Annotated in this window: 20 protein-coding genes and 1 tRNA gene; 5 read left to right on the top strand and 16 right to left on the bottom strand. The window is 61.7% G+C overall.

Annotated features, from left to right (window positions below):
• Positions 1–1,076: 1,076 nt before the first annotated feature.
• On the bottom strand, positions 1,077–1,247 hold the full coding sequence (locus AC4D2R_RS10250) for a hypothetical protein (RefSeq protein ID WP_490939897.1): 171 nt from the start codon (positions 1,245–1,247) through the stop codon (positions 1,077–1,079).
• 727 nt (positions 1,248–1,974) lie between these two features.
• Between AC4D2R_RS10250 and AC4D2R_RS10245 the strand changes: the two genes are divergently transcribed.
• Positions 1,975–2,172: a hypothetical protein gene (locus AC4D2R_RS10245; protein WP_490939896.1), complete on the top strand. Its 198-nt coding sequence runs from the start codon at positions 1,975–1,977 to the stop codon at positions 2,170–2,172.
• Positions 2,173–2,624: 452 nt separating this feature from the next.
• Here AC4D2R_RS10245 and AC4D2R_RS10240 read toward each other — a convergent pair whose 3' ends face one another.
• The 7 genes from AC4D2R_RS10240 to AC4D2R_RS10210 all read right to left on the bottom strand — a co-directional run bounded on the left by AC4D2R_RS10240 (position 2,625) and on the right by AC4D2R_RS10210 (position 7,727).
• Positions 2,625–2,969 (bottom strand): hypothetical protein, encoded by a 345-nt coding sequence (locus AC4D2R_RS10240; RefSeq protein ID WP_490939895.1) that lies wholly within the window; start codon positions 2,967–2,969, stop codon positions 2,625–2,627.
• A gap of 10 nt (positions 2,970–2,979) precedes the next feature.
• Positions 2,980–4,815: a hypothetical protein gene (locus tag AC4D2R_RS10235; RefSeq protein ID WP_490939894.1), complete on the bottom strand. Its 1,836-nt coding sequence runs from the start codon at positions 4,813–4,815 to the stop codon at positions 2,980–2,982.
• 91 nt (positions 4,816–4,906) lie between these two features.
• Positions 4,907–5,602, bottom strand: a complete 696-nt coding sequence (locus AC4D2R_RS10230; protein WP_490939893.1) for a hypothetical protein — start codon at positions 5,600–5,602, stop codon at positions 4,907–4,909.
• A 112-nt stretch (positions 5,603–5,714) separates the two neighbouring features.
• Positions 5,715–5,981 (bottom strand): FDXHR family putative zinc-binding protein, encoded by a 267-nt coding sequence (locus AC4D2R_RS10225; protein WP_490939892.1) that lies wholly within the window; start codon positions 5,979–5,981, stop codon positions 5,715–5,717.
• 368 nt (positions 5,982–6,349) lie between these two features.
• Complete coding sequence (locus tag AC4D2R_RS10220; protein ID WP_490939891.1) at positions 6,350–6,733, bottom strand: hypothetical protein; 384 nt, start codon at positions 6,731–6,733, stop codon at positions 6,350–6,352.
• Between the two features lie 465 nt (positions 6,734–7,198).
• Positions 7,199–7,474, bottom strand: a complete 276-nt coding sequence (locus AC4D2R_RS10215) for a hypothetical protein (protein WP_490939890.1) — start codon at positions 7,472–7,474, stop codon at positions 7,199–7,201.
• A gap of 70 nt (positions 7,475–7,544) precedes the next feature.
• On the bottom strand, positions 7,545–7,727 hold the full coding sequence (locus AC4D2R_RS10210; RefSeq protein ID WP_490939889.1) for a helix-turn-helix domain-containing protein: 183 nt from the start codon (positions 7,725–7,727) through the stop codon (positions 7,545–7,547).
• Between the two features lie 710 nt (positions 7,728–8,437).
• On the opposite strand from AC4D2R_RS10210, the gene AC4D2R_RS10205 reads away from it, so the two are divergent.
• Complete coding sequence (locus AC4D2R_RS10205; RefSeq protein WP_490939888.1) at positions 8,438–8,788, top strand: hypothetical protein; 351 nt, start codon at positions 8,438–8,440, stop codon at positions 8,786–8,788.
• Positions 8,789–9,064: 276 nt separating this feature from the next.
• Here the strand turns inward: AC4D2R_RS10205 and AC4D2R_RS10200 are convergent, their stop codons facing one another.
• From AC4D2R_RS10200 to AC4D2R_RS10190, 3 genes are all read right to left on the bottom strand, one after another.
• Positions 9,065–10,288 (bottom strand): hypothetical protein, encoded by a 1,224-nt coding sequence (locus AC4D2R_RS10200; RefSeq protein WP_490939887.1) that lies wholly within the window; start codon positions 10,286–10,288, stop codon positions 9,065–9,067.
• A 445-nt stretch (positions 10,289–10,733) separates the two neighbouring features.
• Positions 10,734–11,348 (bottom strand): hypothetical protein, encoded by a 615-nt coding sequence (locus tag AC4D2R_RS10195; RefSeq protein WP_490939886.1) that lies wholly within the window; start codon positions 11,346–11,348, stop codon positions 10,734–10,736.
• Positions 11,349–11,897 (bottom strand): hypothetical protein, encoded by a 549-nt coding sequence (locus tag AC4D2R_RS10190; RefSeq protein ID WP_490939885.1) that lies wholly within the window; start codon positions 11,895–11,897, stop codon positions 11,349–11,351. It abuts the gene before it with no gap.
• 933 nt (positions 11,898–12,830) lie between these two features.
• Between AC4D2R_RS10190 and AC4D2R_RS10185 the strand changes: the two genes are divergently transcribed.
• Positions 12,831–13,532: a DUF3800 domain-containing protein gene (locus AC4D2R_RS10185; protein WP_490939884.1), complete on the top strand. Its 702-nt coding sequence runs from the start codon at positions 12,831–12,833 to the stop codon at positions 13,530–13,532.
• A 337-nt stretch (positions 13,533–13,869) separates the two neighbouring features.
• Positions 13,870–14,337, top strand: coding sequence for a hypothetical protein (locus AC4D2R_RS10180; protein ID WP_490939883.1), 468 nt, complete (start codon positions 13,870–13,872; stop codon positions 14,335–14,337).
• 497 nt (positions 14,338–14,834) lie between these two features.
• Here AC4D2R_RS10180 and AC4D2R_RS10175 read toward each other — a convergent pair whose 3' ends face one another.
• Positions 14,835–14,984 carry a hypothetical protein gene (locus AC4D2R_RS10175; RefSeq protein ID WP_490939882.1) on the bottom strand — a complete coding sequence of 50 codons (150 nt, stop codon included), beginning with the start codon at positions 14,982–14,984 and terminating at the stop codon, positions 14,835–14,837.
• An 862-nt stretch (positions 14,985–15,846) separates the two neighbouring features.
• On the opposite strand from AC4D2R_RS10175, the gene AC4D2R_RS10170 reads away from it, so the two are divergent.
• A complete protein-coding gene (locus tag AC4D2R_RS10170) occupies positions 15,847–16,818 on the top strand; it encodes a DUF4365 domain-containing protein (protein WP_490939881.1) in 972 nt (323 codons plus the stop codon).
• Positions 16,819–17,667: 849 nt separating this feature from the next.
• On the opposite strand, the gene AC4D2R_RS10165 is transcribed toward AC4D2R_RS10170, so the two are convergent.
• The 4 genes from AC4D2R_RS10165 to tmk all read right to left on the bottom strand — a co-directional run bounded on the left by AC4D2R_RS10165 (position 17,668) and on the right by tmk (position 21,219).
• A tRNA-Thr gene (locus AC4D2R_RS10165) sits at positions 17,668–17,740 on the bottom strand.
• A 100-nt stretch (positions 17,741–17,840) separates the two neighbouring features.
• Positions 17,841–19,415 carry an alpha/beta hydrolase gene (locus AC4D2R_RS10160; protein ID WP_490939879.1) on the bottom strand — a complete coding sequence of 525 codons (1,575 nt, stop codon included), beginning with the start codon at positions 19,413–19,415 and terminating at the stop codon, positions 17,841–17,843.
• Complete coding sequence (locus tag AC4D2R_RS10155) at positions 19,412–20,575, bottom strand: DNA polymerase III subunit delta' (protein WP_490939877.1); 1,164 nt, start codon at positions 20,573–20,575, stop codon at positions 19,412–19,414. The genes AC4D2R_RS10160 and AC4D2R_RS10155 overlap by 4 nt, the downstream gene beginning before the upstream one ends.
• Entirely contained in the window at positions 20,572–21,219 is a 648-nt protein-coding gene (gene tmk / locus AC4D2R_RS10150; protein ID WP_490902439.1) for a dTMP kinase, read from the bottom strand. The genes AC4D2R_RS10155 and tmk overlap by 4 nt, the downstream gene beginning before the upstream one ends.
• Positions 21,220–21,227 lie beyond the last annotated feature (8 nt).

Here is a 21,227-nt window from a genome sequence, read left to right as displayed (position 1 = left end):
CAGCGGCGTCAGTGGATTCAGCATGCCAGCGTCTCTCGCGGCGTCAGCGGCGTCAGTGGATTCAGCATGCCAGCGTCTCTCGCGGCGTCAGCGGCGTCAGTGGATTCAGCATGCCAGCGTCTCTCGCGGCGTCAGCGGCGTCAGTGAATTCAGCATGCCAGCGTCTCTCGCGGCGTCAGCGGCGTCAGTGAATTCAGCATGCCAGCGTCTCTCGCGGCGTCAGCGGCGTCAGTGGATTCAGCATGCCAGCGTCTCTCGCGGCGTCAGCGGCGTCAGTGGATTCAGCATGCCAGCGTCTCTCGCGGAGCTACTGTCGCGCACCTTGGGGTCGCGAGCTCGTCCACGACCCTATGATGGACCAGAACTGCAGCGGGGCGAGGCGTGTACGAATGAATCGGGTACAACGCCTGGACCGGGAGGTCGCGCTTGGGCCGCGCGGACGTTCCGGCCGCCACGACAGGCAATGCCACAATCGCGAAAGGCCGGTTCATCATAAACACCCCCCAAAGGCCTGCGGGGATTCTCGCTACTTCATTTCGCCAGCAGGGAGGGGGGGCGACGCCCGTTCCTGGTTCATCCCACATTGTCGATGCGGGCTAGTGCACCGAAGTAGCGTGGGGATCACCTCATTAGGGCGCGTCGTCGTGACCATCTCAGTGATTTACTGCGGCGCAGCCGCCTCGCCGGACGATGAATGACTGCCGGTAGCAGCCATGCCGGGCTCGACCGAGCAGCACGCCGGAGTCTTGTTATGAGGAGAGGGTTGAGTGCAAGGCAGCGGGGTCGACTGAGCATCAAGGCAGGCATCCCGAATTGGCAACGCCGGCCCTGATGCTCAACCGTATTGGAATAGTTGACTATCCGGACATGTGGACGCTCAACAACAGGGATCGAGCCAGACGGCTGGGGCACGCCCGGAGTAACTCTAAGTGTGGTGCCCGACCCTGCGCCGGCGTCTCGGTCATGCGAGACACTTGGGCGACTCCTCTCTCATGGTATGTCGATCAGGACCCTCTGAGCCCTAAAAACCCGAGCTTGTAAGCGGAATTCGGCTCACCTGCTCGGGAATCTACAGATCAGAGTGCCGGTGTAGCTACACCCTCCATGCAGGCCCAGCTTGCGAAGAATTCAGAGATGCGAATCATTGCCAGCCCGACAGGCATTGAGGCGGGTACGTGGTCGATTTTGATGATGCCGCCGTCATTTACGATTGCGAGTCCGGGAATATCCAAGAGCGTTTCGAACATTTCGTAATCCTTTTCTCTGGGCGGCTATCTCACCGCGCTTCCAATAGAACCAACATTAGTTCAAGTATCTCGATAATGCAACACGTGAAGCACTTTCGGGACACAAATAATGGTGTGCACCTTTTGAACCGTGATGGCGCACCCGGTCTTTCATCGGAGGTTGACGGCATGCGTCGGCGCTCCTTGATCTAGATGAGGGTGTGGTCATCCCAGTTGCCTGTTCTGGCTCTTGGCCTGGTCGGCACTCAACCTGCGCCTGGTGTGCTGCGCGCCTGCTGCGTTTCCACCATGGCCCTGCTAGCTGGCATGCGCTGCCCACCCGTGGCCCGTGCTGCTGTGTCCACTGAGCCGGCACGAAGGGGCGGCGTGATGGATGGCTGCGGAGCTGGTCAGGCTTCCGGGCAGTCGAAGGGGTGGGGGGTGCCCCCTTGCCGGCGCCGCGTGGCCCCGCTAGTCCTTAGCGCCTTATTTTGCGTACGGGTCAAAGGTTTTTTGGTCAGCTCAGTCAAATATAGTCGCAGGTGAGAGCCTCTTTTCCACCGCGTACGGGTCAAACCTTTTGTCCGGATATCCCGGCCTTTAAACGCGGAAAGGCGGGACCATCTTTCGGATGGTCCCGCCTTCACGTACGCCACGCCTGGTCCCACATTTGATGCACACCACCGGGCCGACCACGCACGATCGTCAAGTCGCGGGACTGAAGGGCAATGGACACCAAAATTGCCCGTTGAATAACGTTGAGCGCAGAGGGATAGCCAACCGGGCTGCCCTGCGCTCTGGAGGTTCCGCGTTGTTCAAAGTTCTGATTGATGTTCCTGGCCTTACTCTCGCCGTGGACGGCGGTCGGCTGAAGGTCGACATCGTTGATGGTTTGATGTCGAACGAGGACATCGTTGAGGAATTGATGAAATATCGCGCTTTCTGAAGGCCAATGGAGCGTTATCCACCACATTGGGGCAGCCTCGAATGGCTGCTCCAATGTGGTGGATGCAGGCACTGACCGCTTCCCCGGTGGGGCCGGCGTGACGGACGGCGCCGGGGCCTCTGTGCCGAATTTTCCCGCGCGCTTCACTCTGAGGCCGTTGAATTCGACCTTGTGGCGACTTACGCGTGCTGGGCGGTCTGAGTCGACTCGATTCCGGACAGTCGCTAGATCACGCCGGGGTGCTATGGAATTTCGGGCCGGACCGCATCGCTAATGAAGTCTTCAAGCGGTTGGGTGAGCTTGCAAATGAACGGGAAAATCGTTTGGAGGATGATGCCTAGGACAAAAAGCACCCTGACGACGAGGGGCGATTGCGAGCTACGCAGGAACTCCAGATCCATGGGGACGGATCGTTCTCAGAAGACTCGCGGCGTGCGCGAGCATAAGGGCTTTCACGGTTGGTTCGCTCGTTCGAGGGGTTTGAACATGTATCCAGCAACTGCGTCCCATTTCTGGTTCACGGTGTACTGAATGTCCCCATCAGGGACGGCGCTGGCGCTCACGGTTCCGTTGGAGACGGTGACGTTCGCGGCAATGGCAGGGTTTGTCGAGACGTGGGCGACCATCCGATCGATCACCTGCATCGGGTTTTCCAGCACCCAAGTGCACAGTGCCCGCGAAGGCGGGTTGAGCTCCCAACGCTCCACCTCCTGGGCGTAGACGGTCATGGCTGCGGCAATGCGAGCAGTGAACTCGGAGTCGTCGCGGGCTCGGGCGTATTTCAACAGGTCCGACATGGTGGCTTCCTTACTTGGTGTAGCGGATTTTGAGGCGGGCCGCGTTGGCGATCCCGTAGGTGTTGTAGGTTCCGTCCCCTTCGAGGGCGAAGCCTCGGTGGGTGCCGGCTTTCCACCCGGCGTAGAGGCTGTCCGGTACTCGCACCCAGCGGCCGGCGGCCCGGGGCCACGCGCCGGAGTTCATGCCGTTGCTCGTCCCGTTGTAGGTGCCTGGCAGGGACTGGTTGCCGTGCATGCGGATACGGGCGGTGCCTCCAGTCCCGGAGTACCAGTGTTCGAAGTAGAAGTACGCCCAGATGTCATTGACCGTCGCCCCGGAAAGTTCGGCCGTGACGGAGGGGAAGGCCCATATCGACTTCAGGCTTCCGTTAGTGGTGTGCGGCTGCAGGCCCTGGTAGCCCTTCTCGGGTTTGTAGGCGTATGTTTCGCCGGTTCCGGTGTAGGACCGGCGGGCGGTGGCTCCCCATTCCTTGGTGTAGGTTTTGCGCACCGGCGGCGGGGTGGGGTCAGTTTGGGGCGGCTGGGTCGCCGTCCCGGTCGGGGCGTCCGCCGTGCCGTCGCGGTGCTCCCCGGTCTCGGGAAGTGCCGGGCCGATGTCGGTGACCGTCAAGACAACCGCCCGGCTGCCGTTGGCCGAAATTTTCGCCCTCCCACCCAGGCACGAGTAGGAGATGAGCAAGCTCACGTCCCCCGCAGGAGGAGTGATCAGGCGGTTGATGGTGACAGGGGCCCTCCGGGTGGGGAAGTTGGACATCGGCGCGATGCCCTCGGCAATAACCTGGGAGGCCGTGGTGGCGTTGGCCCCGCTGACCTCGTATTGCAGGTGGACCCGGGTATCGGCGCTGGTAGTGTCGCCGTCGGTCTGGATGGGGGTCGACTGCACTAGGTAGCTCCGGCCGGCCTCCGCTTCGAAACGCAGGTGCAGGTAGGGCTGCAGCGCGTTCGCCCAGTAGGTGCTGCTGCTGGACCGGGACGCCCACGCCTTCAGCCCCCGGGGGCGGACATCGAGAATGGCCTGAAGCTCTTCACCCTTGTAGGTGAACGATTGCTCTGCCACCAAGTCGCGACCGACTATGCCCCCGTCCTTGTTGACGGACACGCTAGGAAGCCCATCGTCGTCAGTCAGGCCAAGATATTCCTCTCCATCGAACGTGCCGAGGCTGATGCGGTCGCTGGACTCGCCGGTCGCCGGATCGGTGTAAGTGACCTTCACGCCCTGACCGGTAATGGTGGACCTTTCGCCCTTACCGTTCGCGTTGGTGAGATAGACCGCCATGCGCCCCACAACCGCTGACTGAAACTCCTCGTCCACCTCAAGCGCCTTGGACGTGACCTGGGTGACCGGCGAGGCTTCTGACCGCTTGCCCGAAAGGGACCGCGATACGAGGCGGATGTACCAAATGCCAGGTGACGCGAAGAATGAAACCTCCGACCCGCGGGGAGTTTCAATGGTCGCGCGAATGGTGTCTGCAAATTCGGCGGAGAGGAGCGGGTCTTGGGAGGCATGAACTTCGACCCTCGCGAAATCCATGGGTGCAGCGATTGTCTCGTCGAGGGCGCCCTCGGGGTCGAGGAACGTCCCATCCCAGCGAATCTTCAGCCGCGCCCACTCTCCAACTGCAGTTGCAGCTACCGGGCGCGGCGGGGGCGGCCCGGAGAGCGTAGCGGGCGCGTTGGTGCCGTCATGTTGGAGGCCAATATTCATCACCAGCTGGCCGGCCTCGTCGTAGGCCTCAATGGCGCCGTCCTCGATGGATGAGTCAGCAAGCTGGGGGGTGGTGCCAAGGCCGGAGATGCGCCTGTCCATCCTGCTGATTTCGCGCGCTAGGCGCTCAACGCTGTTCACTGAAGGCTCGCTTTCTCGGTGCGGGTGAGGGACAGGCGGGCCATCCCTCGTTCTGGTTCCGTGGCGCCCAGCCGGGCATTCAGCTCAGGCATCAGCGATCACCGACGATGCTCGCAGCCAGCTCAGGGGACATGCGGGGCAGGGGCTCGGCCTCGGCGACGTAAACCGGCGCGGCTTCCCGTGTGGCGTCACGCTGCTGCGCTGCCAACATCTGAATCCGGCCCATGACGTCCACCTCCCACCCGCTTGGGTCATGGGCATGGAGCGTCGAACCTCCCGTGGTCAGGGTCTTTCCGTACAGGCCGTTCTTGTCGAAAGCCAGGCCGGTGCTGGTGATGTCGGCGAAGGGCAGGGCGGAAAGGAGCAAATTGAACTCCTTATTGCTCGTCTCGATGCGTGAGGCCAGCCGCCGCAGGGATGCGAAGGCAGTCTTGGCGATCTTCTCGACTTCCGCCTCAACATCAGCGGCCTGGATCAGCGACCCGTTGGCACGGCTCACCCGCTCGGCGAGCTCCTGACCGCGGATCTTCCGGAGCCGCTGCCGGGCGGCGTCGAGCTCGTTCTCCAGCGCTACGACGATCGCCTTGGCAGCCAGTGCGGTTGGTTCGGCAGCGGCGATCTGCGGCACATCTACGCTGGTATCGCCGGCGGCCAGTCGTGCCGGCAGGGAGTCGGAGAACTGCCGGGCCGTGTCCGCGTCGTTGATGGCTTGGATGAGCCGGGCTTCAAGCTCTTCCACCTCAGCGGCGGCAGCCTCGGAGGTCTTGATGATGGTGGTCTTGCTCATGGTGATCCCTTCTGGATCGGTTGGTGTCCCAGTGGAGTTTTGCGGGCTGCAAGTGGCCGGGTGGGACATTCACCCGGTGCGGCCCTGATAGGCGCTTAGCGGTGCTACCGGGTCAGCGACGAGCGGCGGTTGTGGCCCGGGGCTTGCCCGACCGCCACATGCCGCCGGCAAGAACCGGAGCGTGCCCCTGGTATCGGAGGTCGGAGGGGTCCACGCACACGCGCTGCCCGTTCTGCGTCTGCCGGTGCCGGTCCGCCAGGCCATGGTTACTAAACGTCTGATGGCAGGCGGGGCAGTGGGAGTTACGATCACTGTTGGGCCACGACTGTCCACAGGAGTGGGAGACGTGGCCGGATGGGGTTGGTACTGCTGTGGGCATGGCGGGAGTGCCTTTCTTTGGTGACCCTGCCGTGTAAGGAGGGCCTATCGGGCGGTCGCCGGTACGTGGGGAGGGTGCAGCGGAACTGGTGCGGCGAAAAGTTGAAGGGACCGGCAGGAGCCGCTGCCTGTACCAGGTCAAGGAGGGCCTGCACAGATCCCGTCCGGGCAGTAGCCGTTGTTAACTCAGAAACTCAGCCAAGGCCGTGACGGCAGTCAGGAAGGGGGCTCCGCCCCCCACTAAGTTGACCTGTTTGCTAGTAGCTGGATCGATTGGCTTGTCTGGTCAAGGCCCGAGGGCGCTGGCGCGCCTCGCCTGTTGATCCAGTGATCCGGCCTAGGCAGTTCTTAATAGATAGAAGGACATTCTTAGAACGGCGGTTCGCTTTGGTTCCACGGAACGCAGTCGTGCGCGATCAATTCGAACCACTCGTCGGGCAGCGTTGCAAGGTAGGCGAGCCCCGGGCAGGCGCCTGGCAGGTCGGACCCAACGACGGTTAGTTGGGTGGTGTTGCTGGTGTTGAACCGTTGGGTGCTGCGCATAAGCCGTGCCCTTCTTGCTGCCTCCCAGTGACGGCCTATGGTTTTCACATCGACCCCAAGCGCCGCGGCAAGACGGGGTCGGCCGACAATGGTTTCGCCGGTGTGCTTGTTCGCGTGGTCCGCCGTGGCGTGCATGGTCCGCCGCACAGGTGCCGGAATGTTCGCTCGCTCCAAGTGGTCCCGATACTGGTCAATGAACGTCTGTGCCACGAGTGGGGACCTTGCAGATGATGCCCAGTGACCGAGGCCCGGAGCCGACGAATCCAAGCCGCCTCAGCTGATCCATCACCTCGCCCACCCGAGCAGGGGGGAGGTTGAGACGCTGTGCAATGGCCTTGACGCTCGTCCGGGAAACCGCATCGGGGCCTAGGTGGGTCGAAAGGTCCAAGGTGACATCCCGCCAACAGCCGGCTAGAAGGTGGCCGTGCTCCTCCACCGCGTCCTGAAAATGCTTACGGGACGGGACGCCGCCGGAGTTCTTCCACTCCCGCTCTGTTCCTTTCTCGATCGAAATTTCCGGGCGTCGATATAGCAGGCTTGGTAGAGATTCGTTCCCTGTGCGCTCGGCAGTCCGTGAAGAGAAGTTTTCCAGCGGGGGTCGGAGCATGAGCAGGGCCTGTGGATCTTCCTTAATCGTTTCCCCGCGCCCGTTGGTCACTTGGCCGACTGCGTGACTCACGGGAAAGTAATGCTCATGCGGCCGCCACCGCTGCTGTAGGCACCGGTGGCGGGGGGCGCGAGATAACCGTTGCCCCTCAGTTCCTCCAGAGCCTCCGTGAACACCTTGCGTGGCAAGCCGGTTGCTCCTTGGAGCCTGAAGCGGGAGGTGTAGGCGACGGGGGAGAGGCCTGTCATTGCATCGGCAATCGCAGCCGCAACCAGTTGGGCCTCGCCACTGATAGTGCTGGAGTTCGCAATGGCTCGAAGCCAAGGTTCACGGTGTTGATTCATTTTCGTCCTTTGGGCATGAAAAAAGCCGAGGCCTCAAGGGCTCCGGCTTGAATTGATGATGCTGGTCAGGCTAATCGAGGTGTTGCCACCGGTCCCGATTGACGATGCGGCCGATCTGCTGCCTGGTAACGCCGTACTGCTCCGCCAACTCCTGCTGCGTGACATGGCCGGGTACGTAGGCAGTGCGAATCTCGTTCACCTGCTCGTTTGTGAGGCGGTGCGCATAGTGCTGCTCACCGATGAGTAGTGGCATTGATGTTGGTCCTTTTCAGTTCTGTTGGGTGCAAGTGGGTGCAAGTGGGTGCGTCGAGCAGGTTGATCGAGCTCGGCCGGCTCGGCGAAGCTCTCATACAGATAAGAGTGTCCGGTTGCCGGGATCGGGACACGGGCAAGCCGTGATCCTGCTCTCATACAGATAAGAGTGTGAGTTTGAGCGTGCACTCACGCGGCTTGTCAGTGATTCTCCCCTCACCTAACGAAGGGTGTGAGTTTGGCGGTCCATTCACTAACCCGGTAAGTGATCCTGACCTCATCAGGTATAAGAGTGTGACTTTGCCGAATCTGAATGCGAATCTGCGACGATCGCGCCATATAGATGAGGGCGCCTCGTTGTCGCGGGCCGGACATAGGCGCTTCGATGCCCGCCGCAGGCGGCCGATAACCCGTAGGATCAATTGGGAATTTACTGCGGGGGCTTCGCCCCGCTGGGCCTATACCAGCCTTAAAGATCAAAAAACCCTGTACCTGACCAAGTGGTGGGGGCCGGAGGCCCCCTCTATAGTCAACACAGTTACTAAGTCATAAGCCCTACGGGCTAATCACTGTGTGAACAAGGTAGCTATGTTGCTGTGTTAACAACGTCGCCCCCTTATCCCCCGTAACTTGCTCTCATACATATAAGACTGTCCGATTGCTGGAAACCGGACACGGGGAGTTTGTGTTCTCGGTCACCACGGTAGGGTCGTGAGTCAAGTACGCCACAAATGGGGGACCATGAAGAAGATCCTGCTCGTCGCTGCCGTCGCCACGCTCGCCCTGGGCGGCTGCGCCGGGAGCCAGCTGTCGACTGCCGACACCTGCGCCGAACTGCGGGCGATCAGGGCCAACACGGTCACCGACACCAGCTATACGCCGGGCGGCGCGCAGCTCCTGGACTTGGCCGACAAAGCGTCCGACACCATGGCCGAAAACCTGCGGATCATGGGGGAGTACGACGTCGAAAACTGGCGGCCCACCGAGGCGCCAAGCGGCGCACTCGATGCCCGCTTCGCTGCCGAGAAGGAACTCAACAACGCCTGCGGCTTCGAGTCCTAGACCGCCCAAAGTCTCACCCTCGCCGCGGCCCGCTCCGCTGGAGTAAAGGTCACTCTCAGCTCTGTCATCATTCACGATGCTGCCCACAAGCAGCGCGAGAGGGGCACCGACCCCGGCAATGTTGCACCGTTTCGTGCCGAAGTCGACAAGGAGGCAGGGGGGCGACAGCCGTGGCAAAGGATGCCTAGGCGGGAGCTTTCGGTAATAAACTTCCGCCGATTCGAACCCTTGTGCATATGTCGCACCCTCAAGCGAGTTCCCCACGCGCCACCACGCCTATTGACCGATCGCAGCTTGGGTTAGGGCACCTTCCCAGAGCGTCAAGTGGTTAACCAGTGCCGAGGAGCGTTTTTTCAATCCCTCAGTCAATCTGATTTCCTTGATTCCGTTCAAGAACTCTATGCGAGCCATCTCAAGATGCTTTATGTGGTCAGGAACGGTCAGTGACTCTGCCGCATCAATCTCGGCTTTTCGCGCCCACACGGAATGCATCATTAGAGAGTGGTAGTCCAACTCCGCAGGGTCAGCTTGACCGAACGGAGTCTCCAAATCTTCCACGAGCGCCCGGTCCCGTCTCCATAGTTCCGAGGCAAGGTCCACAGGCAGATATCGGTGAATCCTCCGCACGTAGTACCTCGCTGGAGCGCCGCCGGAGCTTTTCAGCTCAATATGGTTACGGTGCTCGCTAAATCCCACACCGTGCGAAACGCCTCGAAGGCCCACACTCCGGAGCATGGTGGCGAAATAACCACCGTACAAAGCGAACGGCCTGACTCCAGCTGCAGACAAAATCCATACCTGCCTGGCATACGCGGCCAGTGAGTGCTGAGCGGATTTTGTCTCATCCAAGTCGCTAACCCAGATCAGCACCTCGCTCGCACCCAGATCCATAGCAGCCTGAGAGAGATTCTCCGGATTGCCTACAGCAACCACTGGTCGGACCCTGTCTCCATGCCCAGCGTCGCTCGCGATGGTTAACGTTCGACGCCAGGCTTCCTTCGATATGCGGGCAGCCGCCGGGGATTCGTCCGCCATAAGGTAGGGAGGGATAATCCACGTCGGCCCCTGCGCATCTGCAACTGGAAGCGCGCGCTTCAGACGACGAGCGTACTTATTGAAGGCTTTGGGAGCCACATCACGGAAGGCCGTGTTGAACGCAAACCATCTGTGGCATATTTCCTCAATCCGCTCTTCAACGATTTCCAGTGGAGCGCCGCCATGACTCTGAATCACACCCTCAAGCCCGAATACCCGGGCCAAAGACAGGTGTGACTTCTTGGGCAGTCGCAGATCGTTCTGAAAGAGAGGAAATCTGGGGTCAATCAGGTAGGGCTTTTTTTGCGAGGCAGAAAGCGTAAGGACGAAACCTTGGGTCCCCTCCGCCTGGAACGCCGCCACCGTTCCAGGAACGACGAGTCCGTCATAATTGGGCGCAAGGGCGGTGAGAGTCTGCTGGTCCGTCGAGCCATAAGCCAGAAAATGCGAAAACCCATCGAACATTACTTAACCCCCCGTTTGAATGCCATCCGCAACCGCGCCTTTATTCTCGGGTTAGCTGCCTGACGTCGAGCTAATGAGGCCACCCGCATGGTTGATCCATCCCAGGCAATGATCCCGACGCCATTCTCTGCTGCCTGAAGCATGCTCGACGGATTCGGCGTTCCCGTCACAACCACCCAGCTCTTGTCAAAGCTTAGGCGGTTGTACATTGCTTGTTCCAAGACGCGCTGAAAAGAGCCGATTTTCAACTCATACGCGCTCGTGATTCCAGTCTTGGTGCAGGTTGCAACATCGACTCGGCGCCCGTTCCATGCCAGTTCGACACGAAGCTGGGAGTCCGCGTTTACCCAACCCCTCCTCCACATCAGGTCGAGCAGCGGGTGAAGGAGTATTTCCTCCTCCTGATTTTTCGCACTTGGGAGGGGTGCCCACGTCGCTACTTGACTCACCGCCGGCCTCCACTGAGGCTATTTAGGTCTTCAGCTTCGTCCGCCTCTTCGGCCCGATTGATTTTTCCGGCTTCAGTGTGCGCGATGTCAAGGCGCCTGAGGAGGAGTAAGAACCAAACATAGATGGCAGCACCACCTGCAAATGCAAGAGCAGCCCCGAGAAGGGCTAGGTGGCATGGAGCGTCGCCGATCGCCGGGTCGAAGATGCTCGTAACTACTGTGATCGTCATCAACAGTGAGAACGCCACTAGGAACCAAAACGCTGATCTGTTCAGGCTCAGCGCCCGAGCCAAGTCCGCACTCATTCGTTCCTGGGCCTGCGACAAGCGGACGAACTCCCTTGCAGGCCCTAGAACTTCGGATGGGCGTGCCTTCGTCAAGAAGGGGTCGTTCCCGTCGTCATAGTCGCGGAAAAGGTCATCTAGGAGAACTCGTAACCCTTTCAACTCCTTGATCGCGCCTGTCACTAGCCGGCGTCTGGCCTGAGTTTCCTTCTCAGAAAGGCGGGTGTTCAGCGTAGAACCCATCAGCACGGCAGGCAAGAGTGCCACATAGCTGGCTAGAGCGAAGGGTATTGAAATGCCCAGCATCAGCGTTTGATCTATGTCCACCTATGTGCCCAGAATTTCATCGCGGATGAGAGATTTTTCAGTGAAGGAGTCATAGCGCTCATAGACGTACCGAACCAACTCGCGCAGGGGCCATCCGGAAAACTTCTTCCTCAGCTCTCCAACCTGGACGACGACTGGGTGAGGAAGCTCGCTTCGCAACGCATCGAAGTACTCTTCCCCCAGATTCGTGAGTTTGAAATTGCGAGTGCTGTAGCTGGGCGAGGTGGAATCATCCCCAATGACCCGATTCAGTTCCCAGGTGTCCTCGTTGTTCTGACTGAGCTGGGCGGAATCTTCAACCAAGCCCGCAGAGACCAGGGTGTCGATTGCTTGGTACACCTTCTGGGAGAAGGGGCCGAAGTTGTAAGCCTCGAAAGCGGGGCTTTCCGTCAGGTACTTTCCCGCGTCGGTTTCGCGCTCCAAGAGAAACACGAGCTTTTCGAGTCGGGTTATCCCCCGCACCTCCCCAGTCTCTTCCCTTCTGCCGGCATCGCTGCCGAGTAGAAGGACGACTGCGTCGTCCACCTCGAACTCCAGAGGCTCAGTCACTTAGGATTCCAATCAATGCCGTCGAATTACGTCCCATTGAACCACCTCGCACCCCCGAATCTCCCGCAGGGCGCTCCTGGCACTTCTCGGCGCGGGCTGCGCACTATCTGCCCGCCCACTCACTCGCCAACGCACGTCGGCCGTCCGTGTCAACTTTACCGCGTCCGCCGTAGCTCGACCTTCTGCATGGCTTCCTCTACCGTGAACCTTGCAACTTGGGCCCACATTCCGCTGGGCGCATCCAGACGCAGCCGACTCTTCGACATCTCAGAGGGGAGGCTAGCCGCTTCGGCTATCTGGTCAGCAAGCACGCGGACGGCGGCATCAACGGGGTTCGCGTCTCCTCGGGTGGTCGTGGCGTCAGCGTCCAGATCGACCGGTTCATCAACCGCGCACGCGTCGCCGATGACTTCGCGCGCTCCTCTTTGACTCGGAGCAGTGGCGGCTTGCCCCCTGTGTGCTTCTACTGGCGGTACGCCGCCTTCTACCCCCCCTCGCCAATATGACTGCCTGCTCGATGCGGCCGCCGGCACAGCCAGGGTGGACCGAATAGTGCATGAAGTAACCGACGGGGCATCGGTGGCGTCCGATCATGTGGCGCGAGCCAAAGAGCTTGGGTGACCTCGGGTAGGTGCAGGACGACGGTGGTCCGCCCCTTCGTAGGCGGGCCGCCCTGCCATATCTCCTGCATCTTGGGCCGTGGATAAACCCCTGTGGATCTATGTGGACAAAGTTTTTTCTTTTCCACAGGTTGAACCGGCGCAGACCCGCGTGTTCACAGGGTTCTAACGGAGGGGCGCGCTGAAAGTATTTTTGGGTCCACAGGGTTATCCCGACAGAATGCACAGGACACGCCGTCTAATCCACAGGTAATGCACAGGTGGTGTGAATAACCCTTTAGGCATTGTCGGGATCGGGGTGGAGACTACCCGTATGACGATTAGCCAGGGGGCTGAGCCCGCAGGATCAGCCCCTTCACCGCCGGTCCGGAAAACCCTGTATGTATTCATGGATGAGTCGGGGAATTTCGACTTCACCGCCAAGGGGACCAATCATCTCGTGCTGTCCGCGATGTTTACGGACGATCCCTGCGCGACCGCGGCGCCACTGCAGCAGCTGAAATACAACCTGCTTGCCAGGAGGAGTGACCAGCTTGAATTCCACGCCACTGAGAACTCTCGTGGGACACGGGCCAACGTTGCTGAAGTCATCCGTACCCTTCATCCGTTGATGAAGGTTCATACAATCTACGCGGACAAGCACCTTGCCCACCCTTCCAAACACAGCGCGACCGCGATGCTCACTTTGTTCGGTATGGCGATGGCTAAGTGGCTATATTCGGTTGCCGGTTCGGAGTACGACCAGATCGTAATGGTCTTCGATTCGGTGTTAACGGGCAAACAGCGCGATGCTTTTCTCAAGGCAGTCAAGCCCGCGATGAAGGGACTAGGAAAGCCTTTCCACGTTGCATTTCACCCCGTGAAGTCTGACCTCAACGGCCAAATCGCGGACTACTTCGCATGGTCGACCTTCAGGTGGCTTGAGGTGAACGACACTCAACCGCTCAGCGCCTTGGCGGGAGTCTCTCACACGAAGTTCAACATCTTCCAGAATGGCCATACGAGGTACTGGTGAAAAATGACCACCCCGCCTAGCCTTACGGCAGAACTCAGGAGTTCTTATTGGCGGGGTGGAACCTTTTCACTCCGAACCATACCGGGGTTCGTCCTAGCCAGCAATGAACTCAGCACCGGCTCCTAATTGCTCATCTGCCCCATCGACTCGGGCATGAGAGGGAGGATGCACGAAGGACGGACGCGGCCAAGCGAGATTCGGGCGTACCATCCGTGGGGCGCCGCGCTGCGACCGTGACACAGAAAAAGCCCCGGGTCATCTCGCATGAGACAGGCTATGGGGCTTTTTGCGTTGTGGCTACATCGTAATGTCCGTGCTGGCAGCTAGCCTCCGTCCCATGACCAACAAACAACCGAAGGAAGACCAGCCGCCGGCGGAGTGGCGCCGCTTCGCAGATGATGACGAGGCGGAAGCGAACCTGCCGGATGATTCACTGCAGGACCCGGTGTCAGTGGGCATCACCTTCTGCAACGCCCTCGACGATTATCGAACCCACCAGAAGGCGCTACGGTTCCTGGTCACGCCCGAGTCGCTGGATGCGTGGGGCGACTTCTCGGTGGTGGCCGAGCACTTGCGCTCCATAAACGATCGGGGCACCGGGTCGGTCGCCAACGAGGCGCATGGCGATCCGAATGTTCGCTACGTCAAGATCCTCTCCGACGTCTCGCAAAGCTTCCAGGTCATCGACTCGCAGCCAGTCAGCCTCGCCAGCGTCATCACCCTTGTGTGGCGCGAAAAGTTCGGGCGTTGGATGGTGCATGGCATGGGGCCTCGGTACATCCTCCCCGAAGATGTTCCCCACTAGCTAGCCATGGGCGCGCCCTCTTCTTGGCATGGCATCCCGCCCTCCGTTGACAGATTCGTTGCGCCACTTCGGCCCGAGCCCCACGCCGAGGGGGTCACGGTGACCACGGAGAAGGCCCCGCCAGTTTGGGCGGAGCTGGCGTATCCGGACGGTGACACGAAGACAGTAAAAGGCTTTGCCATAGCCTGGACGGACAAGCTTGTGACGGTCCAGTGGGTCGATTTCTCGCGCGCCTCAGCGGAGAACGATTGATCTTGGTCGGGAAGCGCATCAAGTTGTGGAACGGCCAGGGACTCGCAGTCGGCGCAGCCCCCGCCCAGTCGGGGGTCACCGTGGTCCGCACAGCCAGCCTCCCGTAAACTAACTAATGGTCAGGAGTCGGCCGGATATCCCCTAACATTCATGCCGGCACTTGACTTGAGGCGGCTTTAAACGCTGCGAAGCCCCCACATGGAACGCATCCAGGTGGGGGCTTTCCTCGATTCGGTGAAGCTTCGTTAGTGGTTCGGCTCGTTAGCTAAAGCCTCGTGGTCGTGCGGATCGGTCGGTTCGAGTGCTGCCGCTTCCTGCACGGCGTCAATCTCCCACTGTTCGGAATCCTTGGTAAGAGGAAGTCGGATTGCGTTGCCTTCTGGATAAGTAGTCATGGGCCGCAGTGTATGCCTCCTCCGCCGCTGATTACGTCATGCCACTCCGCCAGGCCGTCCACGAATCCTAGTTAGAACACCGCGTCGACCAGCTCTGCGACTAGTTCTAGCGGGTGAGTCGACCCAAGGCCAGAAGGGATTGGTCCCGCCTGCTGAGGTCTGGCTTCGCACCGAACCCGGTGAGCAGATGTTTTCGCGTAGAACAACCTGTCACGAGTAGAGAGTCGCGCACCTGTTAGTGCGCGACCTCCTGCAGTCCGTCAGAATTGGCGATATTTCATGTGTTCCTCGACGATTTCCTCATTGGAAATCGCACCATCAACAATGTCCACCTTCAACTGGCCTCGATCGTAAATGGCTGCGAATCCAGGAACGTCGATAAGAATTTTGAACAAGGCGAAACCTCCGGATAGCAGGGCAACCCGCTTGGCTATCCCTATATGACTCACGCTATCGGCCGACTAATTTGGCGTCCATTGCCCATCAGTGGCGCGAGTTGACCATCGCGAGGACCTCCTTGCGATGGGGCCTCCGTTCGGCCGCCGCAAGGTATCGACCGTCCTCAGCGGTCCGAGCCTCTCCACTGCTGCTGACTGACGCAAGAACGCCGCCCGCAACTGCGCTCATCGACGCACCTTGCGATCGCGACGGCGGGAGGCTTGTCGCAGGGTGCCGGGGTCGATGGTTTTGCTTCAGTCAGGACGACGCCAAGAACCGCGGGCTGGACCATCTGGCTTTAGAACCTTCGTCATCGCGATAATCCTCCGAGCCTTCAGGCGCGGCAGGAAGCGCTGACGGGGTTCAGAACCGTGACGGTGCAAGGGTTCCGCTCCCTCTGGCAAGTTCTCCCAATATGCAACGATTGAGCGGAATCGAGTTCGAGGTGCCCCCGCCGGCCCAATTTGGAATGGATGAAAAGTTGAGTAACGAAGATCAGTGGCCCCGCCACAAGCCGACTGCAACCACCGCTGCAGTCGGGGTGACGAAGGCCCAACTTTTTTTCCAAGCGACGGCCAAGTGGCTGTTTCGCGAACAGCCGCTTGAGGATTACGGCATAGATGCCCATGTGGAAGTGGTGGAGCGCGGGAACGTGAAGGGCCGACTCGTCGCACTGCAAATCAAATCCGGAGATAGTTGGCTAAAGCCCGCCGCAAACGGAGGTTGGTACTTTTACCCGGACAAGAAACATGTCGCTTACTGGCAGAACCATTCACTCCCGGTTGCCATTGTTGTCTGGCAGGAGAGCACTGACACGCTCTTCTTTCGGGAAGCCTCACCTCACACACTTGAGCAGACGAAGACTGGTGGGTGGCGGCTGCACTTCCGGGACGGCGATCTACTCACCGAGGCTGCGCTACCAATATTGAATCGTTTGTCGGCGGGCACCACCTACGACTTGCGTCTTCGCGAACTACGGCTTCTCCTGCCGTGGATGCAAAGGATCAGTCAGGGTCAGCGTCTCATCCTGAAGGCTGATGAGTGGGTCAATAAGACATGGGGGAAGGGTGATCTTGAGATTTCTGCCGTCCTTGAAGACGGAACGCGGCAGGAACTCGGAAGATGGGGTGTCGCCCTGGGCGGGGAACTCTACGACACCGCCCTACCCGCATTGTTCGGATGGGCGGACCTTGAGATGAATCCTGATGTCGAGTGGGAGACGGAAGATGAATTCAGCGCCGATCAGAGAGGTGACTCCATACGTCCATACGCGAACTCAATAGACGAGGTCCATCACTGGAGCCTCGAACTGCACTTAAATGAGATCGGTCGCGCCTTCTTGCTTTTGGACGAGTATGCCCGGCAGGGCCGGCAGCTCCAGTTGAAACCGTTGTAACTGACTTGTTTCCACGACGGGTATCCCGCCTAAAGTGCACCGCGATACGGCGGGCACAGGGCGCCCTCCCTGTCCGACCGAGAGGCGGTTGGAGCGGCCTCGGGAAGGCAACGACCTTGTTTGCCCGCGACACTGCGTTGGCCTCCGTAACAGACGCCCAGAGTCCCTCCTCGGCGTTGAACACTTCGCCAGCCCCTTTGCCACATTCGCCAGCCCCTTCGCCACAACCGCACGGAGGGTAACCGGTGCGGGGAGGCTCCGTGCGGTGAACGGCGGCGCTGAGATTCTGCGGCCCAGCGGCCTGGCCAGGCATCCAAGAATGTTTGAGCCGCAGGTTGCCCAAGGTAGCGGGGTTGGGGCCTTCTGCGCCCTACAGGGACGGTGATTAGGGCACAGCTGCGGGCAGGCCCCACCTTCTGCTTTCGACGGCTTGGGGCGCCCCGTAGCCCGCTGGTGCTCGAAGCGCAGCACGCTGCGTCCGACTTCTACGCGAGTTGTTGCGGCCACCGTTGCCCTTGCGAGGTACCGAGGGGCAGCTTCCGACCTTGCCGGCTGTTAGCGATGATGTCTCCGCTTCATGGGTCGAAACTTCCAATCGGCGGCTATCCGCCTAAATGTCTGCCCTGGTCGTTTCCGTATTCCAAAAGGCCCGGGAACATCGCACGAGGCACCTGACGTGAAAGCCGAGCACCGAGGAACCATCGGGCTTGAGAAGTGACGAAAAAGTGACGAAAGCACGTGGTAGTAGAGGGTTTCACCGGGAATACGCCCGGTTTAGAGGATGCCTCTCAAAGCCTTTGTGGTACAGAAAACCCCCTAGAATCAGCGGTTTCTAGGGGGTTTTAGTTGAGCCTCCTGCCAGAGTCGAACTGGCGACCTTCTCATTACGAGTGAGACGCTCTACCGACTGAGCTAAGGAGGCACGCTTCCTGGCCGGCGCCCCGGGAGGCGGGCCCTTCCACAAGGACCAACTCTATAAGAGCCTGAGCCCGCTGGTCAAAGCGGGGGAAGCAACACCCGTTTCAACACCGGGCGCCGTCTTCGGGCACCTTTCCGTCAATGAAGTAGGAATCGACGATGTCCTCGATGCAGTCCCCGGCACGCCCGTAGGCGGTGTGGCCCTCGCCCTCCCAGGTGACGTGGACGGCCGAATCGAGCTGCTCCGCAAGGGAGAGTGACCATTCGTAGGGTGTGGCGGGATCGCCCGTTGTGCCGATGACGAGCAGCGGTTCCGCTCCCGGCGCGCTGGCGGGAGCCGGCTTGTCCACCGGCCCGTACTTCCATGCCTCGCAGGTCACCCCGCCGTAGGCAAGGAACTCCCCGAAGGTTGGCGACGCGGCAACGAGCTTCTCCTCGTCGGCGCGCATCCCCTCGGGGCTCGAGACCATCGGGTAGTCGAGGCAGTTGACCGCGAGGAAGGCATCGGTCGCGTTCGAGGCGTAGGTGCCGTCGGGCTCGCGCTCATAGGCGAAGTCCGCTAGGCGCAGCATGGGATCCACGTCGCCCTGCAGGGCGCTGTCGACGGCCTCGGTGAGCACCGGCCAGTTCGCGTCGTCGTACAGGGGGAGGATGAACCCCTGGACGAACGCCCCGACCGTCACCAGTCGGCCGTCGGCGGCGGTTCGTGGCTCCTTTTCCACCGACGCGAAGAGCTCCTGAAGCTCCGCAACACCCTCATCGACGCTGCCCGACAGCGGGCACTCGTCGCGGGACTGGCAGTCGGCGACGTAGGCCCGCACCGCCTTCTCGAACGCCACGGCCTGGCCCAGTGTCACTTCCTCGCTGGTGAGCGCCGGGTCGATGGCGCCGTCCAGCACAAGCCGGCCTGAGCGTCCCGGGAAGAGCCCGGCATACGCCGCTCCGAGCTGCGTACCGTAGGAGAACCCGAGGTAGTTCAGCTTGGGGTCCCCGGACAGGGCGCGCAGGATGTCCATGTCGCGTGCTGCGCTTTCGGTGTCGACGAAGCCCAGGAGCTCGCCGGTGCGCTCGGCGCAAAGGTCCGCGTACTCCCGGGCATCGGCGCGCAGCAGCTCAAGCGCTTCGGCATCGGGGGTGGCCGCGGGAATGAACTCCTCGCGGGCCGCGTCCTGCTCCGCGTCGGTGCGGCACTCGACGGCGGTGGACCTGTTCACCCCGCGCGGGTCGAACCCGACGATGTCGTAGGCCTCCCGAAGGCGCTCGCTGACCACCCGGTCGAGCGAGTCCCGGACGATGTTGTAGCCGGAGCCGCCCGGCCCGCCAGGATTCACCAGCACCGTCCCCTGCGCCTCACCGGTGGAGTCGGCGCGGATCGCCTGGATCTCGATTGTCGCCCGCCCCGGATCGGAGTAATCCATCGGCACCTCCACCCGGGCACAGGCGAAGTCCTCCTCGCACGGCTCCCACTTCACTTCCTGGCTGTAGAAGGGCTCAAGGTCGGGGGGAACCGCTCCAATCACTTCCGGATCCGCCGTCACCGCTCCGGTTTCCGGGGTGCGGTCGGGCTGCAGGAAGGGCAGCGAACACCCCGAGAGGGCGAAGAGCAGGGCCGCGCCAGCGGCTGCAAGCCGGCGGCGTGCTCCGCGCCGGTGCGGAGCGGATCCGGCGGGCAGTGTCATCGGGCGAGGTCCTTTCGGGACAGCAGGCTCACGGCCATGGCTTCGATGGCCAGCAGCGGTGACACGTTGGTTCCGACCAGGCGGGTGCGCACCTCGTTGATCGCCTCGATGCGCCGCAGGGTGTCCTCGGGCGACTCGCGCCGGGCGAACTCCTCAAGCTCGGGCCGCAGCGGTTCGTTGACCAGCTCGCGCCCGCTCGACACCTGAAGCATGAGCACATCGCGGTAGAAGGAGATGAGGTCGGTCAGCGCCCGGTCGAAGTAGTCGTTCTTCGAGCGTTTGGCGCGCCGGGTCTGGTCCTCCTCAAGGCGCTTGACCTGGCTGCGCATTGACGGCGGAAGGGTTCCGGTTTCGGGGGCGCCGAGGGCGGTGAGCAGGGCGGTGCGTTCGCTCGCGTCGCGTTGTTCGAAGGAACTCGTCGCCTCGGCCTCGGCGAGCTTCACGAGGTCGGCCGCTGCCTTCATGGCGCCGGAGACGGAGCGCAGGGTCAGCGGCAGGCGCACAATCTGGTTGCGGCGTTCTCGGGCGCCCTCGTCGGTGGCGAGCCGCTTTGCTACCCCGATGTGGCTCTGGGCGGCGCGGGCCGCAGCCTCGGCGGTGGCCGGGTCGATGCCGTCGCGCGCCACGAGCAGCTCGGCCACGTCGCGCACCGGGGGCAGGCGCAGGCTGACCATCCGGCAGCGGGAACGGATCGTGACAAGGACGTCCCCGGGGCTCGGCGCGCAAAGCAGCCAGATGGTGCGTGGCGGCGGCTCCTCGATGGCCTTCAGGAGCACGTTCGTGCTGCGCTCCTGCATCCGGTCGGCGTCTTCGACGATGATTACCCGCCAGCGGCCCGTGGACGGCTTGTCCTGGGCCTTCCGCACCAGCTCACGGGCTTCTTCGATGGTGATCGTGACCTTCTCAGTCGTCACGTTCGTCAGGTCGGCGTGCGACCCGGCGAGCACGGTGCGGCAGCCCTTGCACGTTCCGCAGCCGCGTTCGGAGAGCGCCTCGCGGTCGCACAGCAGTGCCGCGGCAAAGGCTCGGGCGGCGTTTGAACGGCCCGATCCCGGCGGACCCGTGAACAGCCATGCGTGAGTCGGAGCGCCCGACTGCGACGCCCTTCGAAGCTGCTCCACCACCGGCTCCTGCCCCCGCAGATCGGCCCAGACGCTCACTGCAGCCGCTCCAGCACCGCAGCCAGGATGTCCGCGGCGAGGTCGTCGACCGCGCCACCGGCCGGGAGGACGAGGTACCGTCCGGGTGCCTGCCCGGCCAGCCCAAGGAACGCGGAGCGGATGCGTTGATGGAAGTCGTCGGGCTCGGACTCCATCCGGTCCTCGGCCGCATCACCGGCGGTGCGCCGGCTGCGGCCCACCTCGGGTGAAACATCGAGGAGCACAGTGAGGTCCGGCAGCAGGTTCTCCACCGCCCAGAGGTTGAGGTCCAGCACGCTCTGGGCTCCCAGATCGCGCCCTGCACCCTGGTAGGCCACCGAGGAATCGACGTAGCGGTCGCACACGACGACCTCGCCGCGCCTCAGGGCCGGAAGGATCACCTGCTGGACATGGGCGGCACGGGAAGCGGCGAACAACAGGGCCTCGGTCCGCGCATCGATTTCCCCCTGCCCGTGTTCGAGCACCAGGGCACGGAGCTTCTCCCCAACGGGAGTGCCTCCGGGTTCCCGTGTGCGCACCACTGTCCGGCCGCTCTGCTCGAGCGCGCGGCACAGGGCACCGACCTGGGTTGATTTACCGGCCCCGTCGCCGCCCTCGAAGGCAACAAAGAGCCCGGGAAGGCCGTGCGGTTTATGGAGCGTCACGCCTCCAG

Source organism: Arthrobacter sp. TJ-217, from assembly GCF_058269255.1.
Note: the sequence above shows the minus strand (reverse complement) of the source record. Positions and strands in the feature narration are given on the sequence as shown.

What these genes read in the sequence shown, in the direction of transcription:
- AC4D2R_RS10250 (WP_490939897.1), bottom strand. Translation starts at nt 1,247, where the DNA reads ATGTTCGAAACGCTCTTGGATATTCCCGGACTCGCAATCGTAAATGAC.
- AC4D2R_RS10240 (WP_490939895.1), bottom strand. Translation starts at nt 2,969, where the DNA reads ATGTCGGACCTGTTGAAATACGCCCGAGCCCGCGACGACTCCGAGTTC.
- AC4D2R_RS10230 (WP_490939893.1), bottom strand. Translation starts at nt 5,602, where the DNA reads ATGAGCAAGACCACCATCATCAAGACCTCCGAGGCTGCCGCCGCTGAG.
- AC4D2R_RS10225 (WP_490939892.1), bottom strand. Translation starts at nt 5,981, where the DNA reads ATGCCCACAGCAGTACCAACCCCATCCGGCCACGTCTCCCACTCCTGT.
- AC4D2R_RS10215 (WP_490939890.1), bottom strand. Translation starts at nt 7,474, where the DNA reads ATGAATCAACACCGTGAACCTTGGCTTCGAGCCATTGCGAACTCCAGC.
- AC4D2R_RS10210 (WP_490939889.1), bottom strand. Translation starts at nt 7,727, where the DNA reads ATGCCACTACTCATCGGTGAGCAGCACTATGCGCACCGCCTCACAAAC.
- AC4D2R_RS10200 (WP_490939887.1), bottom strand. Translation starts at nt 10,288, where the DNA reads ATGTTCGATGGGTTTTCGCATTTTCTGGCTTATGGCTCGACGGACCAG.
- AC4D2R_RS10185 (WP_490939884.1), top strand. Translation starts at nt 12,831, where the DNA reads ATGACGATTAGCCAGGGGGCTGAGCCCGCAGGATCAGCCCCTTCACCG.
- AC4D2R_RS10180 (WP_490939883.1), top strand. Translation starts at nt 13,870, where the DNA reads ATGACCAACAAACAACCGAAGGAAGACCAGCCGCCGGCGGAGTGGCGC.
- AC4D2R_RS10175 (WP_490939882.1), bottom strand. Translation starts at nt 14,984, where the DNA reads ATGACTACTTATCCAGAAGGCAACGCAATCCGACTTCCTCTTACCAAG.
- AC4D2R_RS10160 (WP_490939879.1), bottom strand. Translation starts at nt 19,415, where the DNA reads ATGACACTGCCCGCCGGATCCGCTCCGCACCGGCGCGGAGCACGCCGC.